Here is a 19,679-nt window from a genome sequence, read left to right on the forward strand (position 1 = left end):
CCTCGGGCGAACCTCCTCAATCAGAGGTTCCCAGATCGCCCATGTCTCGTCCGTAAAGGTGCCTGTTCTGTCTCCTTCTTCCATCCCTACAATATGGGAAGAAATTCAAGATCTAACAGGCCCTAGTAACCATCTTCTGTTTGTTAAAGTCGTATTGTATTGCTATCAAGCAGGCATTCCCCGGTATGATCTGCCAACCTGCTTTGGTGACTGGAAGAATGTTTGCAGGTATCTGCATTACTGGTGCGAAAGCAGTGTCATAGAGCGGATTTTCGGGTATTTGGCTGTCAATCCCGACAATGAACGCATGATGATTGATAACACCATTCGTTAAGGTACATCAGCACCGTGGGGGAGTCCATAAAAAGGGGGCAGATCAGGCCATCAGACCGTCTCGTATGCAGGCTGACCTCGAAAATCCACGTGATCATCGACGCTGCAGGAAAGGCGGTTATCCTGTCCCTGACGACGCGCCCCGGATTTTTGCGGGATGCAGATGGTAAAAGATTGAGGGTATTACCTATCAATATTTTTATATAAGCTGCATTATGCCGAATCAGATTTAGGGCGTAGGTTTTGTTTGAGGATGAAGAGTATTGTGAATCAGCCTAAAGCGATTGATGTTTCAATTGTTATGCCATGCCTTAATGAAATTAAGTCTCTAGAGCACTGTATTCGAAATGCGCATGCTGCATTGGATTTAATACACGCCGCTTATAACCTGAACGGCGAGATTGTGATTGCCGATAACGGTTCAACCGACGGGAGCCAGGCCCTGGCCTCCAGTCTGGGGGCGCGTGTTGTCCATATCAAACGGAAAGGGTATGGTGCCGCCCTTATTGGCGGATTTGATCAGGCCTACGGGCGCTATCTGATTATGGGAGATTGTGACGGCAGCTACAATTTCATTGATAGCAAAGAGATGATTGGCAAACTGATCGCAGGAGCGGATCTGTGCATGGGGTCGCGCTTTCAGGGCGGCATTGCGCCCGGTGCCATGCCGTGGAAGAATCGCTATATCGGCAACCCGATATTGACCGGTATTTTGAACCTGTTTTTCCGCTCGGGTATTGATGACGCACATTGCGGCCTGCGCGCCCTTACCCGTGCGGCTTACCAGCGGCTTGGCCTGCAAAGCACAGGTATGGAATTTGCCAGTGAAATGGTGGTCAAGGCCTCGTTGCTCAAACTGAAAATTGCTGAAGTTCCTGTCACCCTTTCTCCCGATCTGCGTGATCGTCCGCCTCATCTTCTGCCCTGGCGCGATGGCTGGCGGCATTTACGCTACCTGTTCATGCTCAGCCCGACATGGGTCTTTGGCGTGCCAGCGCTATGCGCGCTTGTGGTCGGCGCAGTTATTCTGGGGATTGCTGGCCTGCATGATGTCTGCCTTCTGTCCGGCAAGGGCATGTTTGGTGATTCATGGGTGATCGTGGGCGGTTTTCTGACCACGATCGGCCATCTTTCACTCATCATGATGCTTGTTACGCATCTGCATGGTGTTAACCAGCGGTATCGAAATCTCCATCCAGGCATTAATCGCTTTCGTGAGATTCTGACATTGGAAACCACGCTGATTGGCGGAGCCTGTCTGGTTCTCCTGGCCATCATTGGCATGGTTGGCATTGGTTGGAACTGGACGCACATCGGCTTTGTCGCTTTGCCTTCAGTATTCCCGATCGTCTTGTGCGCGGTTATCGGCACCATTGGCATCCAGTCTATTCTGGGGGGCTTTCTGCTGGCAATCATCGCCGGGCATAGTGCGCGACTGGTCATCACCTCACCGGAGGCACCCAATCCAGAAGCGCGCTTGGACGAAACTGGAAACACAATATGACGACCCTTGATCGCTCCAGACCCCGTATATGGGATACTGATTGGCTTCTTCTGCGCCAACTGGTGCATGTCATTCGCAAAGAAACCTCCAGCGCGTTTAGACCAGGGCAGACCTTGCTGGATCTGGGCTGTGTAGACATGCCGTATAGAGAGATCATTGAAAATGAGGGTATCCGTTATCTCGGGGCGGATATTGATGGTCGGGCGGATATCCGCATAAGCCAGGATGGCAAGGTTGATGTGCCTGATCACAGCATTGATGCGGTCCTGTCTGTTCAGGTTCTGGAGCACGTCCGTGATCTGGACAGTTATTGCTGTGAGATTCACCGCCTGTTGCGTCCTGATGGAACGTTGTTCCTGTCCACGCATGGCACATGGCTGTATCATCCCCACCCCGAGGATCATCGCCGCTGGACACGTACCGGCCTGATTCATGATCTTGAAACGCGTGGTTTGCATGGCAAGGAAATGCGTGGATTTGTTGGTCCTCTGGCCACGACAACAATGTTGCGTCTTACGGGGTATGCTTATGTGTTACGCAAGCTTCCCGTAGTGGGTCGTTTTCTGGCCCGCATTATTGCCGTCATCATGAACCTGCGTGGGTTGATGGAAGATTGTATTACATCGGCGCAGATGTGCATGGATAATGCCTGTGTTTATTGGGTCAAGGCTCGCCCTGTATGAAGGGGCACCGCTCGAAAATTTTGTTTGCAGTGGTATCGGCCATTTGCATGATGACACATAACATCATCATGATCTTACTGGATTTTCTAGGTGTACCGCTGTTGCTTGCGATTGTCGTATCCTTCGGCATAGTCGGTGGCGTCGGTTATGCGGGCCATAGCAGTTTTGTCTTTCGTCAACCGATGAGTTTCCCCGGTTTCGGGCGGTATATACTCAGCATGACGATGGGCGTAGGGGTCGCAATCCCTATCATTTATTGCTGGAAGGTTGGATTGGCCTTGCCAATGTGGATTGCAGCACCTGCAGCAAGTCTGTGTACCACTATCATAAATTATCTATTGGTGCGTTGGGCTATTATGCGTCCGACCATTGCAGGAGAATAAGGAAATGGAAATAAACGCCTTTCAGGCGACCGACCTGCAAAAAATATTGGCGTCACATCTGCCAATGTATAAGTCCAAAATGCCGCATTATCAGACGATGATGCTTAATAGCCTGCGCACTTTATGGACCGGCCATCCCAAACGTCTGATCGACGTGGGGGGCGGAACCGGTGTGATTGCACAGGCCATATCGCAGCTATTCCCGGTAAATGAAGTTCAGACTATTGATGTTGTTGACCGTTTTTGCAAAAGCTTAACCGTTGCGACCGACTCTTACGATGGACGAACCATACCATTTGAAACGGGGAGCTTTGATGCGGCAACACTTAACAATGTTTTACATCATGTTCCTGTAGAGGAAAGAGTTAATCTGTTCCGCGAGATCCGACGTGTTGTACATGGTCCTCTCTATATCAAGGATCATGTCAGTACTGGCCTGATCGATGATGTCCGTCTGACCGCTTTGGACGCTATCGGGAATATTCCCTTTGGCGGCATGATCAAGGCCAAGTATCTGTCACAGCAGGAATGGCAATCTCTGGCCGATAACACTGGATGGACGATTTCAGCCCAGATCAGTAATATTCCATATCGTTCTGGTCTTTTTGCAGTGTTGTTTCCAAATAGATTAGAAACCACGATGCGTTTTGATCCTTCGTAATATAGTATATTAAAATAAAAATGACCGTAACGCGTTTTCTTAATGTGACTTCTTTTTTTGCCAGTCATGGTGGTGGCCTGGAAAGGGTTGCCGCGCAGATGTGTCAGCATCTCGCCGCCCTTGGCAACGATGTTGTCTGGGCGGCAAGCAATGCAGATCCGGCACCGCAAGGCGTTGCCTATCGCACGTTGCCGCTATCGTGCATTAACCCTACGGAAGCGCTGACTGGCTTACCCATGCCCATTCCCGGCCCATTGGCCGTGTACCGCTTATGGCGCGCTATTGGCAATACAGATATTGTTGTAGTGCATGACGCGCTTTACTGCACGTCAATCATGGCAATGGTGGCAGCCAGACTGCAACGTAAACCGGTTATCATGATTCAACATATCGCGGAAATCGCCTTTTCATCGCCTGTGCTGAGGCTGGTCATGAAACTGGCCAATAATATCGTGACACGTTCCATGATGTACGCGGCAGATCAGGTCGTGTTCATCAGTCAGACCGTGCTTGATGACTTCGCCTCTTATCGCAAAAAGCAGCCACCCAAACTCATTTTCAATGGCGTTGACAGCAGTATTTTTCATGAGATGCCATCGGCGCGCAAGCGTTTTGGTTTACCGGAAAAGGGCAGGATCGTTGCCTTTGTCGGCCGGTTTGTAGAAAAAAAAGGCCTGAATGTACTTCGATCCTTGGCCGAGAACCGGCCAGATCTGCAATTCGCCCTGGCGGGTAGCGGCCCGATTGATCCCCTGGCCTGGAATCTGCCCAATATTCACGTGCTAGGTAGATTGTCCCAGCAGGAGGTTGCATGCCTGTTTGCAACCGCAGACCTTCTGCTCCTCCCCAGCGTTGGCGAGGGTTATCCCCTTGTCATACAGGAAGCCATGGCAACTGGCCTGCCTGTTGTGTGTGGAAGCGAGAGTGCGCGTGCGGATCCGGCAGCACATACTTGGCTACGGGGTGTTACCATTGACTTGAGAAGGCCCGGACAGACAGCCAGTCAGATTGGTGCCGCGATTGACGCGCTGGAAATGAGCGCTGGCGAACGGCGGAAGATGATGGATTATGCCAAGACACATTATGACTGGACTCTATTTGCTGAGCGCATCATGGATATCGGTAAAAATATTTGTGAATTCCATATTTAATACGATAAATATAGAATTAAATAATATTTGTATATTGGGCATGTAATATGAAAATAGAAAACAAAAAACTATATTATATTTTTTATATTATTTCTATAATTTTATTGTTTAGATTTACGCGCATTGATGATATTCATAAAAGCATGGCGGCATTTTATTATGTCCACCAAGATATATGGCTTTTGCTGGCAGCAATGGGGATTGTCGGTCTAGCAAACTGGTTTTCCGCATTACGGCCGCTCCCCCTGAAATTGACGTTTTTGCCAAGATATATCTGGGCCGTTGCGGCAGGTCTGTGCGCGTTCTGTCTGGTCGGTCACTGGCTGGTCTTATGTGGATACGACGCCAGCCGTGATGAGCAGATGGCGAATTTTGACTCTTATATTTTTGCATCCGGTCATCTGGTCGCGCCTTTAAGTGAATTATGGCGCGATAATTCGGACGTTCTGAATACCAATTTTCTTTATCCATCCGTGCATCGTGGGGCATGGGTTTCTGCCTATCTTCCCATCAATGCCGCCATAAGGGCTCTGTTTCGCCTGTTTGCCTTCCCGGAACTGGCTAATCCACTCATCACAGCCTTGGGTGCCATAGCATTATGGGCCTGTGTGCGTCAGTTGTGGCCCAAGGATAAGGAGGCGCCATGGGTCGCGCTCCTGCTTTACTGCTTGTCGGGGCAGATTCTATGTCTGGGCATGACGGCCTACGCCATGCCTGCACATCTGACCTTCGACCTTATCTGGCTATGGTTGTACCTGCAGAAACGCTGGTGGTCCGATACCCTTGCGCTTGTCGTGGCATTTTTTACAGTTGGGCTGCATCAACCCATTATGCATCCGTTATTTGCCGCGCCATTCCTCTGCCTGCTGGTCTTTCAACGGCAATGGCCGCGCGTGGCATTTTATTTTATCGGTTATGCCGTGATCGGCCTGTTCTGGTTGAAGTGGCCTGCCTACATATCAACTCTGGTGCAGAGTGGGGGAGTCGCCCCGCCTCCAGGCGCGGACTATATTTCCCGACTGGTTGAAACAGTGTCACGAAATGGTCTGATGGCCATTCCTTATATGCTCCTCAATATGGCGCGGTTGATTGCGTGGAATCATCTCCTGCTTCTGCCTCTGGTCTGGATTGGTGTTAGCCTATGCTGGCGACAACGCCTTGTGCAGGCTCTCGCAGGCGGCATTATCCTGACCTTTATGGTCATGATGATCATTATGCCCTATCAGGGCCATGCTTTTGGTTACCGTTATTTTAACGGATTGCTGGGCAATTTTATATTGCTGGCGGTATATGGCTGGAAAATGATTGTTCCGCAGGAGCCAAAATGGCGTTCATTGATGGTGTATACATCAGCAGGTATCGCTATTGTAATGATACCGATGCAACTGTTCTTTTCTCATCATTTTTATAGTACTTTTTCGCAGGAGAGTAAGCGCATTGCTTCCATGGATGCAGATTATTTTATTTATACCGGAGCCATAGATCTTCCTCTTTTTGGTTGGGATGTGGTTCTCAATCGACCCGATCTGAGCAATCGGCCTGTCAGGCTGATTGGTGATCTCATGTCAGACAATTTCGTTAAGGCGCTCTGTTCTACGCATCCAAGTGTAATGATGCTGCCGATTGAAGCGCTGCGTCCTATTGAAGGTCTATTCAGTCAGAGAAGAGCCCAACTCATGCAGCCAAATAATGTACATTTTGCCAATATCCTGTACGAGGCTGGCTGTCAGGTAAAATAGGCGGCCCACTTTTTACTTTCTGTAGCGGATCTATTCCGGCCGATGTCAGTACTGCCTTTATGCTATACTTTTTAGATATACGTCATTGGCAGCGACCGCTGCTTTCTAGTCTAGTCGGCTTGGTGCCAGAGTTGTGGCAGGCAGTAACTGGCGCCAAGTGAGCGTGTAATTGTCTGTGCCGGTGTAATCCCAATTCAGCAAGTAGTGGCCGTTTTTGGAGGGAAGGGGGCAGGCTACCATGTACAGTCATTCAGCACGTCATTGCTCCGCCGCAGGGGGGGGGCAGGATCGATATGGCTGCGATCGAACCGGGTAGACCGCCGACCTATGTCGTCTGCAATCGTGGGTATGCTTCGCACAAATTCTGTGAAGAACTCTGGAATCAGAGATCTCGTCCTATCTCATCCTGCCAAGCAGGAATGATCGTGAAGTTGCCCGTCCCAAATGGGCTTGCAGGCACCGGCATCTGGTCGAAAACTTGTGAGTAAGGCTCAAGAAATGATGGCCTGTCGCAATTCAATACGAAAAAACCGTCGTATCCTTCTTCTTCTCTTGATGCTGCTACAGCAGATTATATCAAGACCTGACAGACCCTGGTCCTATTGCATGGAACATCTAAAATATTTCCCGGTGTAAGCGGAGAGACGCTTCCATATCTATCAGAAATAAAATAGAAATATATTGAGAAGTGCCGGAACAATTTAAGATGGGAGTTAAATATGAGCCTTCGAGACGTCATAAACCGTTGCATTGAGACGGTAGCTAATAGCAGATTATCATTGAAATACCGGATGCCAGACGTGGATGCGCAGACACGTGAAATATATCATCGTATTGCTAAATATACGATGACTTCACCTGAGCGTATTGCTGGCTTGTGCCAAGCAGTTCGTTATGTAACTGATGCTAAAATTCCAGGAGCTTATGTCGAATGCGGCGTATGGCGTGGCGGAAGCAGTATGGCTGCTGCACTCAGCTTTATTGCTGCCGGTGAAACGGAACGCCCCATCTATCTCTTTGATACGTTCGAAGGCATGTCTTCTCCGTCAACACATGATCTGAGGGCTAAAGACGGAACCGCAGCGGCAGAACTTCTCAGGTTGTCGAAGAAATCAGACAAAATATGGTGCAACGCATCCATAGAAGATGTGACCATCAATATGGCCTCAACCTCATATGATATGAAACGAGTAACATTATGCAAGGTATGGTTGAACAGACTCTGCCAATGCAAGCTCCCGAGAAAATTGCAGTGTTGCGATTGGATACAGATTGGTACGAATCGACCCGACATGAACTGGAGCACCTTTATCCGCGCTTGGTTCCTGGTGGGGTTTTAATAATTGATGATTATGGATACTGGGCAGGTGCTCGAAAAGCAGTCGATGAATATTTCTCAGATAAGCCGATTCTATTAAATCGCCTTGACAATACGGGTCGAATCGCTGTTAAATAGGAGTATTTATCTTTAATATTTCAATAATAACAGAACGAATTGTATATTTGTTGATGACAAGCATGATGCAGTCTGGGACATGCTGATCGGGGAAGTCCGTCCGAAAGCCTCACCGAAGGCTCTTCGGCGGACGATATCCGCGATTTTCTGGCGCTATCACAGCAGTGCAGAGTGGCGTGCCTTAACACCTCGAATGGGCACAGATCAAGCTCAGTGCCTGCAAGGGCTATAAGAATTTCCTCCAGCCGCTGAAGGACGGTTGCGGCACTGCTTTCGTGGCTGAACCGAACCGGGCTTATTGTGCCTGCATGCGTGAGGAAATCCAGACATTCCTGCGCCAACTGGCCGCTTTCCGATTGCTGCTGGTGCTCGGCACCGGGCAGCGCGGCATCGTCTGGCATGGCCGCCTGCGTGCCACAGCAGCTTCGTGGTTGGCGGAAATGGGATGCACGGAACACGAAATCATGTCGATCACCGGACACACGACTACTGCATCAGTAAGCGTGTACGTGCGTTATGCTGAGCAGAAAACACGCGCAGTTAATGCCATCGCCAAGCTCTCTAACCGACCCCTGGAACAGGCGGGTAGAAAGCAGGGAGTGACTAACATTTTCAAACAGGGGAAAAAAGTGACTAACAGCGACTGCGGCGGAGCCGTAAAAACGTCGGTTAAGTCACTGAAGATAAACCCTAACGTGATGGTAGCGATGGACGGATTTGAACCGCCGATCAAGGGCTTATGATTTTCCTATTTCCCCCATGAAATCAAAGATGTTGGTCAAAAACTGCCCATATGCAGCATGCCGTAGAATCACGAGTCGTTTGAAGATTGACTAACAGCTTTTGCGATTCGAATTAGCACTACAGTTGTTTTTCGAGATGAGAGGCATAAGTGTCACTCTAGAGGGTGTTATGCACCTTGAGCGAGTATAGCGGCGTTTCTGAGCATGAAACATGCGAAAGCGACGACATGGAGACTTGCGAGGGTTGAAGCGTAACGCTCGTAGTCCTTGACGAGCCTGCGGCATCGTGTGGCCCATGCGAAAGACCGCTCGACGACCCATCGGCGCGGCAGCAGGACAAAGCCGCGCTTGGCTTCGGGCAACTTGACGACTTCGAGTGCGATACCGTGCGTGCGAGCCGCCTCGTCTGGTTTTGAGCCCGTATATCCCTGATCGACATAGGCTAGTTCGACGCTTTCGTCAGTGGCCTCCTGAATGGCAGCGGCGAGGCGTCCGACCTCGGCGCGATCATCCCGGTTGGCTGGCGTGACATGCAGGGCCAGCAGGTGGCCCAGCGTATCCACAGCCATATGCAGCTTCGAGCCCCGTTTGCGTTTGGCCCCGTCGTAACTGGCGCGAGGCCCGCTCTCGGGTGTCGAACGCAATGTCCGGCTGTCGAGGATGGCTGCGGTGGGTTCCGGCTGGCGACCGGAAGCCATGCGCAAGACGGCACGTAGATCGCAGGCCAGCGTCTCGAAGCAGCCGGCATCCATCCAACGACGAGACTGCTGATAAACCGCCGACCACGGCGGCAGATCGTTTGGTATCGCACGCCAGGCAATCCCGTAGCGGATCACGTAGCGCAACCCGTTGAACAGTTCGCGCAGATCATGCCGCTGTTCCGCGTCCTCTCGCATCAGGACCAGATACGGAACGACCAGAGACCATTCTTCGTCTGATACATCAGAGGGATACGGTTTGCGTGCGGGTGCCATCTCTCATTACTGCACCAATCAGGAACGAAAGTACATAACCCCCTCTAGTTAAAGCAGGGGTAGTTTACCTGTTACAAGTCTGTAAAAAGAGAGATATTTTTAGCACAAGGAAGCAGTTATGGGTTCTCTCTCTTTTAGACGCTACTACCCTTTCGCAGCGCTGGCATTTTCTGGGGGTATGCTTGTCGCAGGCATGGCCCATGCCGATAGCGCTAGCCAAGCCAAGCGTCAGCAGCTTCTACAGCAAGAATCAGAAGAAGATAAGCAGTTTCGTGACAAGGAAACCCAATTAAACAATCATCTCAATCAGTATATGAAGTAATCTGATAATAAAATACAAAAGTTAGTTGACTGGAATGACAATCAAATTTATGCAAATGGCCGAAAATGTGATCAGCTTGCAAGGCAGGGGCAGGGTGATGAATGTGTACGCTTAAATACTCAGCAAACCAATGATTTCAACCAGAAGATGAATCTGTTGCAGCAGGACCGCCAGAAGTACCAGGTCCAGTTTCAACAGCAGGACGATGATCTGGTGCACCAACACCAATTGATGGTGAGACACATAAGCGAGAAGCTTAACCAACTCTAACTATGTATTTGTTTGATGCAGGGCTCCAGCGACGGCTCAAGCCCTGCTATGCAGCCGTTACTGGTCAGATCTATGGTTGCTGCCACTTAAAAATGGCCTGACAGGCACGAGGCTGGCGCAATCAATCTCACTCCAATGATTCATCATAGCTTGCACTCGTGCCCACAATTTGTGGCGGCCTGCGATTAGATGGGCAACCTCAGTGCGCCGGACGACATCATTCTGGTTAAGCAGAGCCGCCTCATAGCTGATCTGCCGGGACATCTCCACATCAGGCATGGACGACAGCGGCGCATAGGCCACAGGCAGACTGATCGTCTGCCCGCGCGTCCGGCTGGCATCGGCCTGCACCCCGAACGTCGGCACCGTGGTCGCCGCGCCCACGCCGAACTGACCGCCCTGCGTGAACTGACCGGAGAGCTGTAGCGTCACGTCGCCTGCAATCGTGCCAACCACCGGGTCGGGCGTATGCTGGCTGCACTGGGCGGCGCGCACGGCGCGCGTGAATCGGGCATCCTGCTCTGCCGTCCGGTCACCCGCATGCGAGACCGATACCACCCCGGCCTGCGCCAGACTGGACTGGATGGAGGCCATGGCCTGCGGGATCGTGGTCTGCACGGGCGCCTGATGGGCGCAGGCAGACAGGCCGAGGGCGCAGGCCAGCGCCAGAAGCGCCCTCATGCCACACCCCGCAGATATGCATCATTGGCCGCGACCAAGGCCTCCCAGTCCGGCTGGCTCGGTGCCAGAGTCATGGCGGGCTGCAGCTGGCGCCAGGCGAGCGCGTGCGCTTCCATGATGCGCGAGCGCACCCAGCGCCAGGTCGCGCGCTGCGTGGTGCTCCAGGTGAGCAGGGTCACGATGTCCGTGTCATCCGTGCCGGTGTAATCCCAGCCCAGCAGGCAATGGCCGTTTGCGGGGGTGGGGTTCGGATCGCCATGTCCGGCCGGGGTGTCGGTATCCCACACCGGAGCCAGCGCACCGTTCTCATCTTCCCACAGATCGGCGTCGGCCAGCTGCACGCCGAGATAGGCCGCCGACAGCCCGGCCATGACATTGCGCACGCCATTCAGGTCACCCGGATCCGCGCTGCCCCAGAGGGGGAACAGGGTCTGGTTGGTCACGGCATACCCATCATGCAGCGCGGTGGTCAGCACATCGACCTCCACGCCGCCGCGGTCTGTGCCCGGCTGGCCCGGCACATAGCCAGTGGAGCGGGAGTAGAACGCCACGGCCTGCGGCGTAGTGACGTCGGTCTGGAATCCGTTCAGGACGGACGTGGCGCGGATGTGGTTGCCGATCCCGGCCGAGGTGCAGTCCCCCAGCATATCATTGCCCAGCAGCAGCGGAGCAGGATCAATATGGCTGCGGTCAAGCCGGGCAGGAGCCTGCCGGGCCATGAAGCTGCGCATGACCGACATAGAGGGCTGCCCTGCGCGCGTTTGAGGAGCAAGGCAGCCGAGTTTACGCTTATTAGCAAATCTGGATGGTTTCATGTTCATGAATATCTATATGTCTGCATGTTTGCCAACGGTGATTGACATGGCCATTCGCGTTGAGCGATATCGTGGTCGGAAAAGTTATGATCGCTATATGGTAGCCGGTAACTCCTGCTCCGTTATTTGTATAAATGGTAAATAGGAAAAGGAAGATTTATAGATTCAATAATAATAATAATAATAATAAAATAAATATATCATAAATAAATATAAAATTGATATGTTTACATTATAATAATTTACTTTTAGTTCTGTATGCGGAAGGATTACCGATGTTACAACTTTCATGGCTACCGAAACCATCGTCAGAATGGAAAAAACAGTTTGTGGAAGGAATGGAATTATCCGGTAATGACCTGGAATGTTGGGAATTTATACGAAAAAATTGCCAATATGATCTATCTATATCTGATATCCGGAGAGTGGATAAAGCGATTTCGTCCATATTCATGGATGGCGTCCCAGATGGACTGCCCAATGCGCCTATCCGATTGGCGATCCTTTCTTCCTGCACGATCGGCCATTTGCTCTCCGCAATTCGTGTGGCCGCGGCACGGCGAAATCTGTGGATAGATATTTACACGACTGATTTTGGGCAATATGTGCATGAACTGAGTGATGCAAGCTCTGCATTATATGCATTCAAGCCCGATATTGTGCTCTTCAGTCTCGATTCACATCACGCTACAGCTTCTATCGCTTCAGCTAAGGAGCCAATTGTCGCTCGTGAAAAGTTTCTTGCTCATTTGCAATGGGCATGGCGCACTGCACGAGAGGGATTGGGAGCGACTGTTATCCAGCAGACCTTTCTGCCTCTGTTTCCGACCGTGTTAGGCAACAATGAGGTCAGATGTGAGCATAGTCGCAATGCCACGATTACATGGTTGAACGACCGCCTGCGGCATGAAGATGTTTTGCTGCTATCGGTCGATGCAGAAGTTGCGCAGGATGGCCTCGCTGCATGGTATGACCAGATGCTCTGGTATCGCGCAAAGCAGGAAATCCATCCCATGGCTGCGGCCATGTATGGCGACATGGCGGGACGCCTTCTGGCCGCACTGCGTGGTCTCTCGAAAAAATGCCTGGTTCTTGATCTCGACAATACCCTGTGGGGCGGGGTAATCGGTGATGACGGCATGGAAGGCATTGCGCTGGGCCAGGGGAGCGCATTGGGAGAGGCTTATCTGGCATTCCAGGAGTATGTTCTGGCATTGAAACAGCGCGGGGTCATTCTGGCCGTATGCTCCAAAAATACTGAAAGCGTGGCGAAAGAGGTCTTCGAGAAGCATCCGGAGATGAAAATCCGCTTGTCGGATATCGCCTGTTTCGTTGCAAACTGGACTGATAAAGCGACCAATCTGCGTATGATTTCTCAGACATTGAATATCGGCATTGATTCGCTTGTCTTTGCGGACGACAACCCGGCTGAACGGGCAATCGTGCGGCAGGAATTACCGATGGTTGCCGTTCCTGAACTGCCTGAAGATGCAGGTCTTTACGCAGGGGCGCTTGCACGCAGTGGTTATTTCGAAGGAATACGTGTCACGGATGATGACCTGGCACGGTCAGCACAGTATCAGGAAAACATTCAACGTCGAAAACTGGCAGAAGTCACCACCGATATCGATGCCTATCTGACCAATCTCGATATGACGATGATCTGGAATGACAAAATCACTCCCGTAACCCTGCCTCGGGTCACGCAACTCATAAACAAGACCAACCAGTTCAACCTTACGACAATTCGGACGGATGAAGGGGAGATCACACATTTGATGAATGATCCCCATTCTGTAGTGCTGGTCATGCGTCTGAAGGACACGTTTGGCGATAATGGCATTATTTCAGTTATTACCTGTCAGGACGCTGATGGTAATAAAACAGAAAAAACTTCCGACCTTCGTATCATACGATGGGTTATGAGCTGTCGTGTTCTCAAGCGGGGGGTTGAGCAGGCTGCAATTAACCTGCTTGCAATGATAGCAGCCCAGCGTGGAAAAACGGCAATCATTGGCGAATACAGGCCAACGGATCGTAATGCCATGGTTGCTGACCTGTATGAACGTCTTGGTTTCTCAAAGTTCGGGGAACAGGAGGATGGAAGCACATTATGGCGGCTGGACATCCCGCGTCCCGATCTCCCCCATCATATCCATCTTGAAAAGGCCTGATATATGTCTCTCTCCCCCCAAAAGCAGCAGATCCTGACCGAACTGACCGAACTCTGTCGTGATATTCTGGACGATGACAGCCTGACCCTTACCATGGCAACGACAGCTGATAGTGTTCCCAACTGGGATTCAATGAGCCACATTGCCATTGTAACCGCAGCGGAACAGAAATTTGGCATCAAGTTCCGCACCGCAGAGATCGAAGAACTTCATTCTGTCGGCGATTTTGTCGATTTGATTGCCGAAAAAAAAGGCATCGTATAAAAATCTTCACGCCTTTTGGCTATCGGGACAAGCAGGAAGAAATTTCTGGCTGTCCCGATTTGTTTTTGTGCCTGGATTAACATGCTTTTCAATTCTCTCAGCTTTCTGCTGCTTTTCCTACCCGTATGCCTTGTCGCATTTTTTTCTATAGGGCGTTTTTCGCTTAAAGCAGGGCAGGCCTTTCTGGGGCTGGCATCTATCATCTTTTATAGCTGGCTTGGCTTTGCGTTTTTGCCACTGCTGGTTATATCGATCTTATTCAATTATAGTATCGGAAGGATGATTGCCCGGCAGGAAGAAGGGGATGTACGTGCACGGATGATGCTTGCGTTTGGTGTCATTACCAATTTGGCAGCGTTATTCTATTACAAATATATGTTCGATTTTACAACGTGGTTGGGTCTACATATCGGGCATCCGGATATCGCTTTTGGAAGTGCCATTCTGCCTTTGGGTATCTCCTTCTTTACGTTCACCCAGATAGGATTTCTTGTAGACAGTGCCGCAGGGCTTACGAAATCGCAGAATTTTGTTGAGTACGTTCTATTCGTTACGTTTTTTCCGCATGTGATTGCAGGTCCTATCCTGCATCATCGTGAGATGATGCCCCAGTTTCGCCAACGTGAAACATATCACTTCAATCTGAACAATTTTTCGATTGGCCTGGCAATTTTCACGATCGGTCTGGCCAAGAAAGTCCTTATTGCCGATAACTGCTTCCGCCCTTATGTGGCATCAACATTTCAACCACACATACACTTGACCACAGCTGCTGCCTGGAGCGGCGTACTGTCGTATTTCCTGCAGTTGTATTTTGATTTTTCTGGCTATTCCGAAATGGCAATCGGTCTGGCGCGTATGTTTAACATTACATTTCCAGCCAATTTTGATTCACCTTATAAGGCAGCAAATGTCATAGATTTCTGGCAGCGCTGGCATATTTCTCTCACGCGCTTTCTTACGCTTTACGTATACAGTCCTGTAAGTCTTGCACTCAATCGACGTATGGTAACGCGGTACGGTATCATTACCAGTGCTAAGCTAAAAATTCCTCATATATTTGCGACACTAGTTGCATTTCCTACAATTCTAACAATGACTCTTGCCGGGGTCTGGCACGGATCGGGCCTTCAATACCTTGTTTTTGGTATTCTGCATGGGATATATTTAACTATTGCCCATGCCTGGAAAACATGGGGACCGAAACCCGCTAAAAATGTTTCGATATTCCGTGCTCGTCTGGTTCTGTCAGGAAAAATCCTGCTCACATGTATCGCAGTTTTGATCGGTCAGGTTTTCTTTCGTGCCCCCTCTTTGATGGTCGCATGGAATGTTCTGAAAGCAATGGTTGGTATTCACGGAACAGAACTTGCCGCATCCACGCAGATTGGTATGGTAGAAACCATGATCAAGGACGGGTGGATGATAATAACTCATCATCCTACATTGGTACGGATTGATAAGATGGCAGTTTATGGCCTTGGAAATGCATTGACCATCATTTCTGGTTTATTTGTAGTATGGACATTTCCAAATATTTTGCAGGTATTTGGGAAATATGCACCTTCATTGACAAAAATTCGTTCGAAACCTGCCATCTTCCCACTGGAATGGAAGCCAACGGTTATATGGGGACTTGCACTCGGAATTCTTTTAATTATTGCCATTCTTGATATGAGTGGCTCGACAGAGTTCCTCTATTTCCAATTCTGAGCGCTGGGCAAGAAACTGATAATGACACAGAATTCGGGCAGTCCAATGTTACCGGGGCATGAAAACCGCATGATGAAACGCTTCATTGCGGGTTTTACGTTAACAGCATTTGCTGGTTTAAGTCTGACTTGGGGGGCATGTCACTACAAGAAAAAAATATTTATGGACCCTGAGATGGCCGTTCATAATGCTCATACAGAAATTGAAAAAAAATGCGATGTCGGAAAACTGACTATTTTAGGTGATTCCACTGGTATTGCGGATTATCTCCCAGAAGAAATCGGTCCAGACGTAAGAACACTTGCTGTGGGGGGAGGATCTCCACTCGAGAGTTTTTTTATAATGAAACACATCGTTAATACGTGTTCGTCTTTACCTAAGGCAGTCATTCTTTCCTTCACACCATTCAAGTTGGGTGCAGGTGCGCAGGATATGGCATTACTTATGTGGGCTCGATCTGTTCCCTGGAATATAATCTCGTGGCAGGATACTAAGGAAATCTTGCATATTGCTAGAGAAAGTAAGGATACGCAGCTTTTTGGGTCCAAAAGTCTATTTGACATTGATGCGCGCCTGAAAATATTTCTGTATACGCATAATTTTCCGACATTCTATTTCCCGTCTTTCTTAGGGTATTTTCAAGAGGATGTTATACGGCATGATGCATCTGCAAGAAAAAATAAATATAAACATCTTTATAATGATGCTCTTGCTGATGATGGACATGTTTCATATGGCCAATCAGTTGAATCGCACTACCCTGATCTTGAAAGTAAAATGCATGGATACTCTATTACGCCAGAGGATGATCAATACTTAAAACGGATCGCTGATTTATCTAAAGAGCATGGAATCCACGTTTATTTTGTGGCTCCCCCGCGTAATGCTGAATTCGTACCATTGTATGCAGCAGATATGGTCCAGAAATATGTAGATTATATCAAAAGTGGAGAGAAAGCAGGTGAGTGGCATGTGTTAGGTGAGCCATTTAGGGAAATTCCGGCTTCTGCAGTAGGAGATGACTCTCACCTGAATGCTCATGGAGAATACTGGTTCAGTCGCGATATCCGACGCGCTCTATTAAGCACTCCGGATGCTACTCTTGCATGGACAGATCAGGCAATTGCGCCTATGAATATATACGAAAAATCTGAAGCAAGTGTTGCAAATTGGAAGGTAATTGAGCAGAGGGGGCGGTTGCAAAATATGTTTATCGCATCAGACACTATACCTCCTCGCATGGCATATCAGATGAATGGCCCTGTTGTATCGCTTTCTATTGCACAGCCTGAATTAGAGCATAGTCAAAATGTCTTTTCCATTCAGTCTGATCCGTCTCCTATCTTGAAACAAGATAGCTATTATGTCGGTTCAATTTTCGTAAAAAATGATAAGGCTCAGTCCGCTACTTGGCGTCTTTTGTTTCCTGGTGGTTTTGATGGTGCCATTACATGGGATTTTGTGCAGCAGGAAGCACATTGGAATGGCGAGGCAAATCCACTTAATAGTGGCGTTGAAGAATGTGCAGGAGGCTGGATGCGGTTGTGGGTGAGAGGAAAAACGCGGCCATTCGGTGCAGATTATGAGAATAGTGCTTTTTCTTTTTCTAGTTCTGATGTTGCGGCAGTAAAAATATATGGAGCCTCATTTGAAAATAACTTTAATACTAGGAATGACTGCGCAATAGAATAGAATATATTTAAATAATTATTTTATTAGGCTATCGTGAAGCTGTAAATTTATACGTACTGCATGCAATTTAAGTGGGATCGTAACCAGCAACCCGATGAGGACGACAACGCCGCCCGCACCGGTGATGATGCCCTCCATAAAGGGCGTCATGCCGTCACCCCCAGCACCCTGAGCGCCTGCTGCACTTGTGCCTGCGAAGGGGCAGGCGTGGCGCTGGCCATTGCCCCGACGGGGCGCCGCACGGCTACGCTGTCCAGCAGGGCCTTGAATGCCGACACGATGGTGGCCAGCGCGTTGGGCGGTATTGGCATTGGAGAGGTCGGCGCTGGCAACCTTGGTCTCCACGCCGGTGATGGCGGCGCTCAGGTCTTTCTTGACCGTGCCGAGAGCAGAGAGCACGCTGTCCACCCGGCTTTTCCAGTTCGTGTCATCATAGGTGATGGTCAGCGTGGAACCGGCCGCCGAAGAAAAGGCGTTCAGGGCAGCATCCAGGGCGGTATCGCCTGCATTGATGATGGCCACGGTCGGCGCGCCGATGGCGCTGGCCAGCGCCGCGATGCTCAGGATGGTCGAGACGGCGTTCAAGCCTGCCTGCCCGTAATCCTTGATGGCCGCCACGTTGAGGGTGAGGGTGGTGACGTTGCCGTTCTTCGTGATCGTGCAGGCCGTCAGGGCCGCGCCTGCGACCAGGGCGGACGAGCAGCGCAGGAAGGCGCGGCGGGTGGGGTTGTGCATGGAGGGCTTCCGTTCAAAAATCGCCCGGCTGCGGGGCGGTTACTTTGGGTTGCAATTCAGGACATATTTTCGCCCTAAAGTTGCGTATTATGAGGAGTGCAGCCCCGGAGTGCATCGGCCATCCACCTAGCACCGGGGCTGTCTTCCTTAAATTTTGCGACCGTTCAGGCCAGCCGCTCAGCGCGCGGGCTGGCCCGGCACGACCGGGCGCTGGGCCTCGACCTTTTCCGGGGCAGGCGCTGCGGCCGGGGTCGCGCTGGCCGTGGCAGGCATGGTCTCGATCGCCGTTTTCAGGTCAGTGATGCCGGTGAGGATCTTCGTCACGGCGGCATCGATGCCCGCCAGGTCGAGGTTGGGCGCGGCGCGGGCCACGATCACCGGCACCAGCGTCTGCAGCAGGGTGCCTGCCAGTGCGATGTCAGCCTGCGCGGTGGCCGTGTCTTTCCTGCCCAGCGCGGTCTCGATCAGGGTCTCGAGGGCAGGGATGGCGGTGGTGGTTGTGTCAGCCATGAGAGGCATCTCCATACAAAAAAACCGCCTCGAGGGCGGTTGGGGGATCAGGATGATTGAGCCAGGACCGGCCAGTCAGGCAGGCGGGGAAGCGCGTGCAGGCGGCTTTCCGGGGCGCGTGGAGCCGGGCGGGACATCGAGGCGCTGCTCGACTTCCTGCCGGGGCACGGTGGCCGGGACCATCGCGGCCTTCTTTCCCGGCTGGTAGGCGGGCAGGTTCCACCCGCGCGCCTGGGCGATGGCGGTGACAATGGTCCAGACCAGCACCCATTTCGAGGTGGGGTCCGGCGGCCGCCAGAACCGCGCGATCAGGGCGCAGGTCGAGATCAGGAACGACAGGATCACCACGACATCCCCGGCATACTGGGCCGGGAGCATCGAGAGCACATCCTGCAGGAGCGAGAAGGGATCCATGTCAGGCCTCGGCAGGCTGGGGCAGGGCAGGCAGGCCGTGCAGCGCCTGGTCGATCTGGGGCAGGGTGATGTGCCCCGGTCCGTTCTCCATCAGCGTGATGCCGAAGATCATCTGCCGCATGGTCTGCGCATCGTTCAGGTCCAGCGTGGTGCCGGGCTGCACGCCCATCCGGCTGCACAGGACATGAATATAGGCCCCGGTGGGATTTTCGCTGGGGGGCGCATAGACGGAGATGATGGCCGCCACCGTGGTCAGGCCGCGCTGCCCGTAGCGCAGCAGTTGCTCACGCAGCGCGCGGATGCCATCCGCCATGGTGGGGAAGGCGGCAAAGCGCGGGCAGGGTACGCCGGTTTCCAGATGCGCGCCGGGCTGGTGGGCAAAGTCGAGATTGCCGGGGTTATTGTTGCGAATGCCGCGCGGGAGTTCGCTCATGGCGTCAGGTTCCTTTTCGGGGCATTGCC

21 protein-coding genes and 1 pseudogene are annotated in these 19,679 nt (G+C 51.2%); 15 read left to right on the forward strand and 7 right to left on the reverse strand.

The features are described 5' to 3' along the window. From HNW77_RS18165 to HNW77_RS11665, 10 genes and pseudogenes are all read left to right on the forward strand, one after another. A pseudogene (locus tag HNW77_RS18165) lies at window positions 1–334 on the forward strand (hypothetical protein); the annotation flags it as partial. Between the two features lie 252 nt (window positions 335–586). Further along, a complete protein-coding gene (locus HNW77_RS11625) occupies window positions 587–1,837 on the forward strand; it encodes a glycosyltransferase family 2 protein (RefSeq protein ID WP_172157800.1) in 1,251 nt (416 codons plus the stop codon). Next, complete coding sequence (locus HNW77_RS11630) at window positions 1,834–2,520, forward strand: class I SAM-dependent methyltransferase (RefSeq protein ID WP_172157802.1); 687 nt, start codon at window positions 1,834–1,836, stop codon at window positions 2,518–2,520. Before HNW77_RS11625 ends, HNW77_RS11630 begins: the two co-directional genes overlap by 4 nt. Beyond that, on the forward strand, window positions 2,517–2,903 hold the full coding sequence (locus tag HNW77_RS11635; RefSeq protein ID WP_172157804.1) for a GtrA family protein: 387 nt from the start codon (window positions 2,517–2,519) through the stop codon (window positions 2,901–2,903). Before HNW77_RS11630 ends, HNW77_RS11635 begins: the two co-directional genes overlap by 4 nt. A 4-nt stretch (window positions 2,904–2,907) precedes the next feature. Then, window positions 2,908–3,564 (forward strand): class I SAM-dependent methyltransferase, encoded by a 657-nt coding sequence (locus HNW77_RS11640; protein ID WP_172157806.1) that lies wholly within the window; start codon window positions 2,908–2,910, stop codon window positions 3,562–3,564. Window positions 3,565–3,584: 20 nt separating this feature from the next. Next, window positions 3,585–4,715 (forward strand): glycosyltransferase family 4 protein, encoded by a 1,131-nt coding sequence (locus tag HNW77_RS11645; RefSeq protein ID WP_172157808.1) that lies wholly within the window; start codon window positions 3,585–3,587, stop codon window positions 4,713–4,715. 47 nt (window positions 4,716–4,762) lie between these two features. After that, window positions 4,763–6,454: a hypothetical protein gene (locus HNW77_RS11650; protein WP_172157810.1), complete on the forward strand. Its 1,692-nt coding sequence runs from the start codon at window positions 4,763–4,765 to the stop codon at window positions 6,452–6,454. Between the two features lie 719 nt (window positions 6,455–7,173). Then, the gene (locus HNW77_RS11655; RefSeq protein ID WP_275942151.1) at window positions 7,174–7,794 is read left to right on the forward strand and encodes a TylF/MycF/NovP-related O-methyltransferase; all 621 of its coding nucleotides are present in this window, start codon (window positions 7,174–7,176) and stop codon (window positions 7,792–7,794) included. Then, window positions 7,707–7,910, forward strand: coding sequence for a TylF/MycF/NovP-related O-methyltransferase (locus tag HNW77_RS18170; protein WP_368734801.1), 204 nt, complete (start codon window positions 7,707–7,709; stop codon window positions 7,908–7,910). The genes HNW77_RS11655 and HNW77_RS18170 overlap by 88 nt, the downstream gene beginning before the upstream one ends. A gap of 308 nt (window positions 7,911–8,218) precedes the next feature. Then, window positions 8,219–8,653 carry a hypothetical protein gene (locus HNW77_RS11665; protein WP_241694432.1) on the forward strand — a complete coding sequence of 145 codons (435 nt, stop codon included), beginning with the start codon at window positions 8,219–8,221 and terminating at the stop codon, window positions 8,651–8,653. A gap of 167 nt (window positions 8,654–8,820) precedes the next feature. Here the strand turns inward: HNW77_RS11665 and HNW77_RS11670 are convergent, their stop codons facing one another. Then, window positions 8,821–9,627 (reverse strand): IS5 family transposase, encoded by an 807-nt coding sequence (locus HNW77_RS11670; RefSeq protein WP_172157816.1) that lies wholly within the window; start codon window positions 9,625–9,627, stop codon window positions 8,821–8,823. 118 nt (window positions 9,628–9,745) lie between these two features. Here HNW77_RS11670 and HNW77_RS11675 point away from each other — a divergent pair, with 118 nt between their 5' ends. Then, on the forward strand, window positions 9,746–9,949 hold the full coding sequence (locus HNW77_RS11675) for a hypothetical protein (protein WP_172157818.1): 204 nt from the start codon (window positions 9,746–9,748) through the stop codon (window positions 9,947–9,949). 327 nt (window positions 9,950–10,276) lie between these two features. Here the strand turns inward: HNW77_RS11675 and HNW77_RS11680 are convergent, their stop codons facing one another. Further along, entirely contained in the window at window positions 10,277–10,900 is a 624-nt protein-coding gene (locus HNW77_RS11680) for a hypothetical protein (RefSeq protein ID WP_172157820.1), read from the reverse strand. Beyond that, window positions 10,897–11,640 (reverse strand): hypothetical protein, encoded by a 744-nt coding sequence (locus HNW77_RS11685; protein WP_172157822.1) that lies wholly within the window; start codon window positions 11,638–11,640, stop codon window positions 10,897–10,899. The genes HNW77_RS11680 and HNW77_RS11685 overlap by 4 nt, the downstream gene beginning before the upstream one ends. Before the next feature lie 350 nt (window positions 11,641–11,990). On the opposite strand from HNW77_RS11685, the gene HNW77_RS11690 reads away from it, so the two are divergent. From HNW77_RS11690 to HNW77_RS11705, 4 genes are all read left to right on the forward strand, one after another. Further along, window positions 11,991–13,889: an HAD-IIIC family phosphatase gene (locus HNW77_RS11690; RefSeq protein WP_172157824.1), complete on the forward strand. Its 1,899-nt coding sequence runs from the start codon at window positions 11,991–11,993 to the stop codon at window positions 13,887–13,889. Between the two features lie 3 nt (window positions 13,890–13,892). After that, window positions 13,893–14,153 carry an acyl carrier protein gene (locus HNW77_RS11695; RefSeq protein ID WP_172157825.1) on the forward strand — a complete coding sequence of 87 codons (261 nt, stop codon included), beginning with the start codon at window positions 13,893–13,895 and terminating at the stop codon, window positions 14,151–14,153. An 81-nt stretch (window positions 14,154–14,234) separates the two neighbouring features. Then, window positions 14,235–15,866, forward strand: coding sequence for an MBOAT family O-acyltransferase (locus HNW77_RS11700; RefSeq protein ID WP_172157827.1), 1,632 nt, complete (start codon window positions 14,235–14,237; stop codon window positions 15,864–15,866). Between the two features lie 21 nt (window positions 15,867–15,887). After that, window positions 15,888–17,558: a hypothetical protein gene (locus HNW77_RS11705; RefSeq protein ID WP_172157829.1), complete on the forward strand. Its 1,671-nt coding sequence runs from the start codon at window positions 15,888–15,890 to the stop codon at window positions 17,556–17,558. Between the two features lie 15 nt (window positions 17,559–17,573). Here HNW77_RS11705 and HNW77_RS11710 read toward each other — a convergent pair whose 3' ends face one another. From HNW77_RS11710 to HNW77_RS11725, 4 genes are all read right to left on the reverse strand, one after another. Next, complete coding sequence (locus HNW77_RS11710) at window positions 17,574–18,293, reverse strand: hypothetical protein (RefSeq protein ID WP_241694433.1); 720 nt, start codon at window positions 18,291–18,293, stop codon at window positions 17,574–17,576. A 177-nt stretch (window positions 18,294–18,470) separates the two neighbouring features. Continuing rightward, entirely contained in the window at window positions 18,471–18,803 is a 333-nt protein-coding gene (locus HNW77_RS11715) for a hypothetical protein (protein ID WP_241694434.1), read from the reverse strand. A 75-nt stretch (window positions 18,804–18,878) separates the two neighbouring features. Continuing rightward, complete coding sequence (locus HNW77_RS11720) at window positions 18,879–19,217, reverse strand: hypothetical protein (RefSeq protein ID WP_061273035.1); 339 nt, start codon at window positions 19,215–19,217, stop codon at window positions 18,879–18,881. 1 nt (window position 19,218) lies between these two features. Beyond that, complete coding sequence (locus HNW77_RS11725) at window positions 19,219–19,650, reverse strand: structural protein (protein ID WP_172157833.1); 432 nt, start codon at window positions 19,648–19,650, stop codon at window positions 19,219–19,221. Between the last annotated feature and the right edge of the window lie 29 nt (window positions 19,651–19,679).

Source organism: Komagataeibacter melomenusus (assembly GCF_013155395.1).
GTDB lineage: Bacteria > Pseudomonadota > Alphaproteobacteria > Acetobacterales > Acetobacteraceae > Komagataeibacter > Komagataeibacter melomenusus.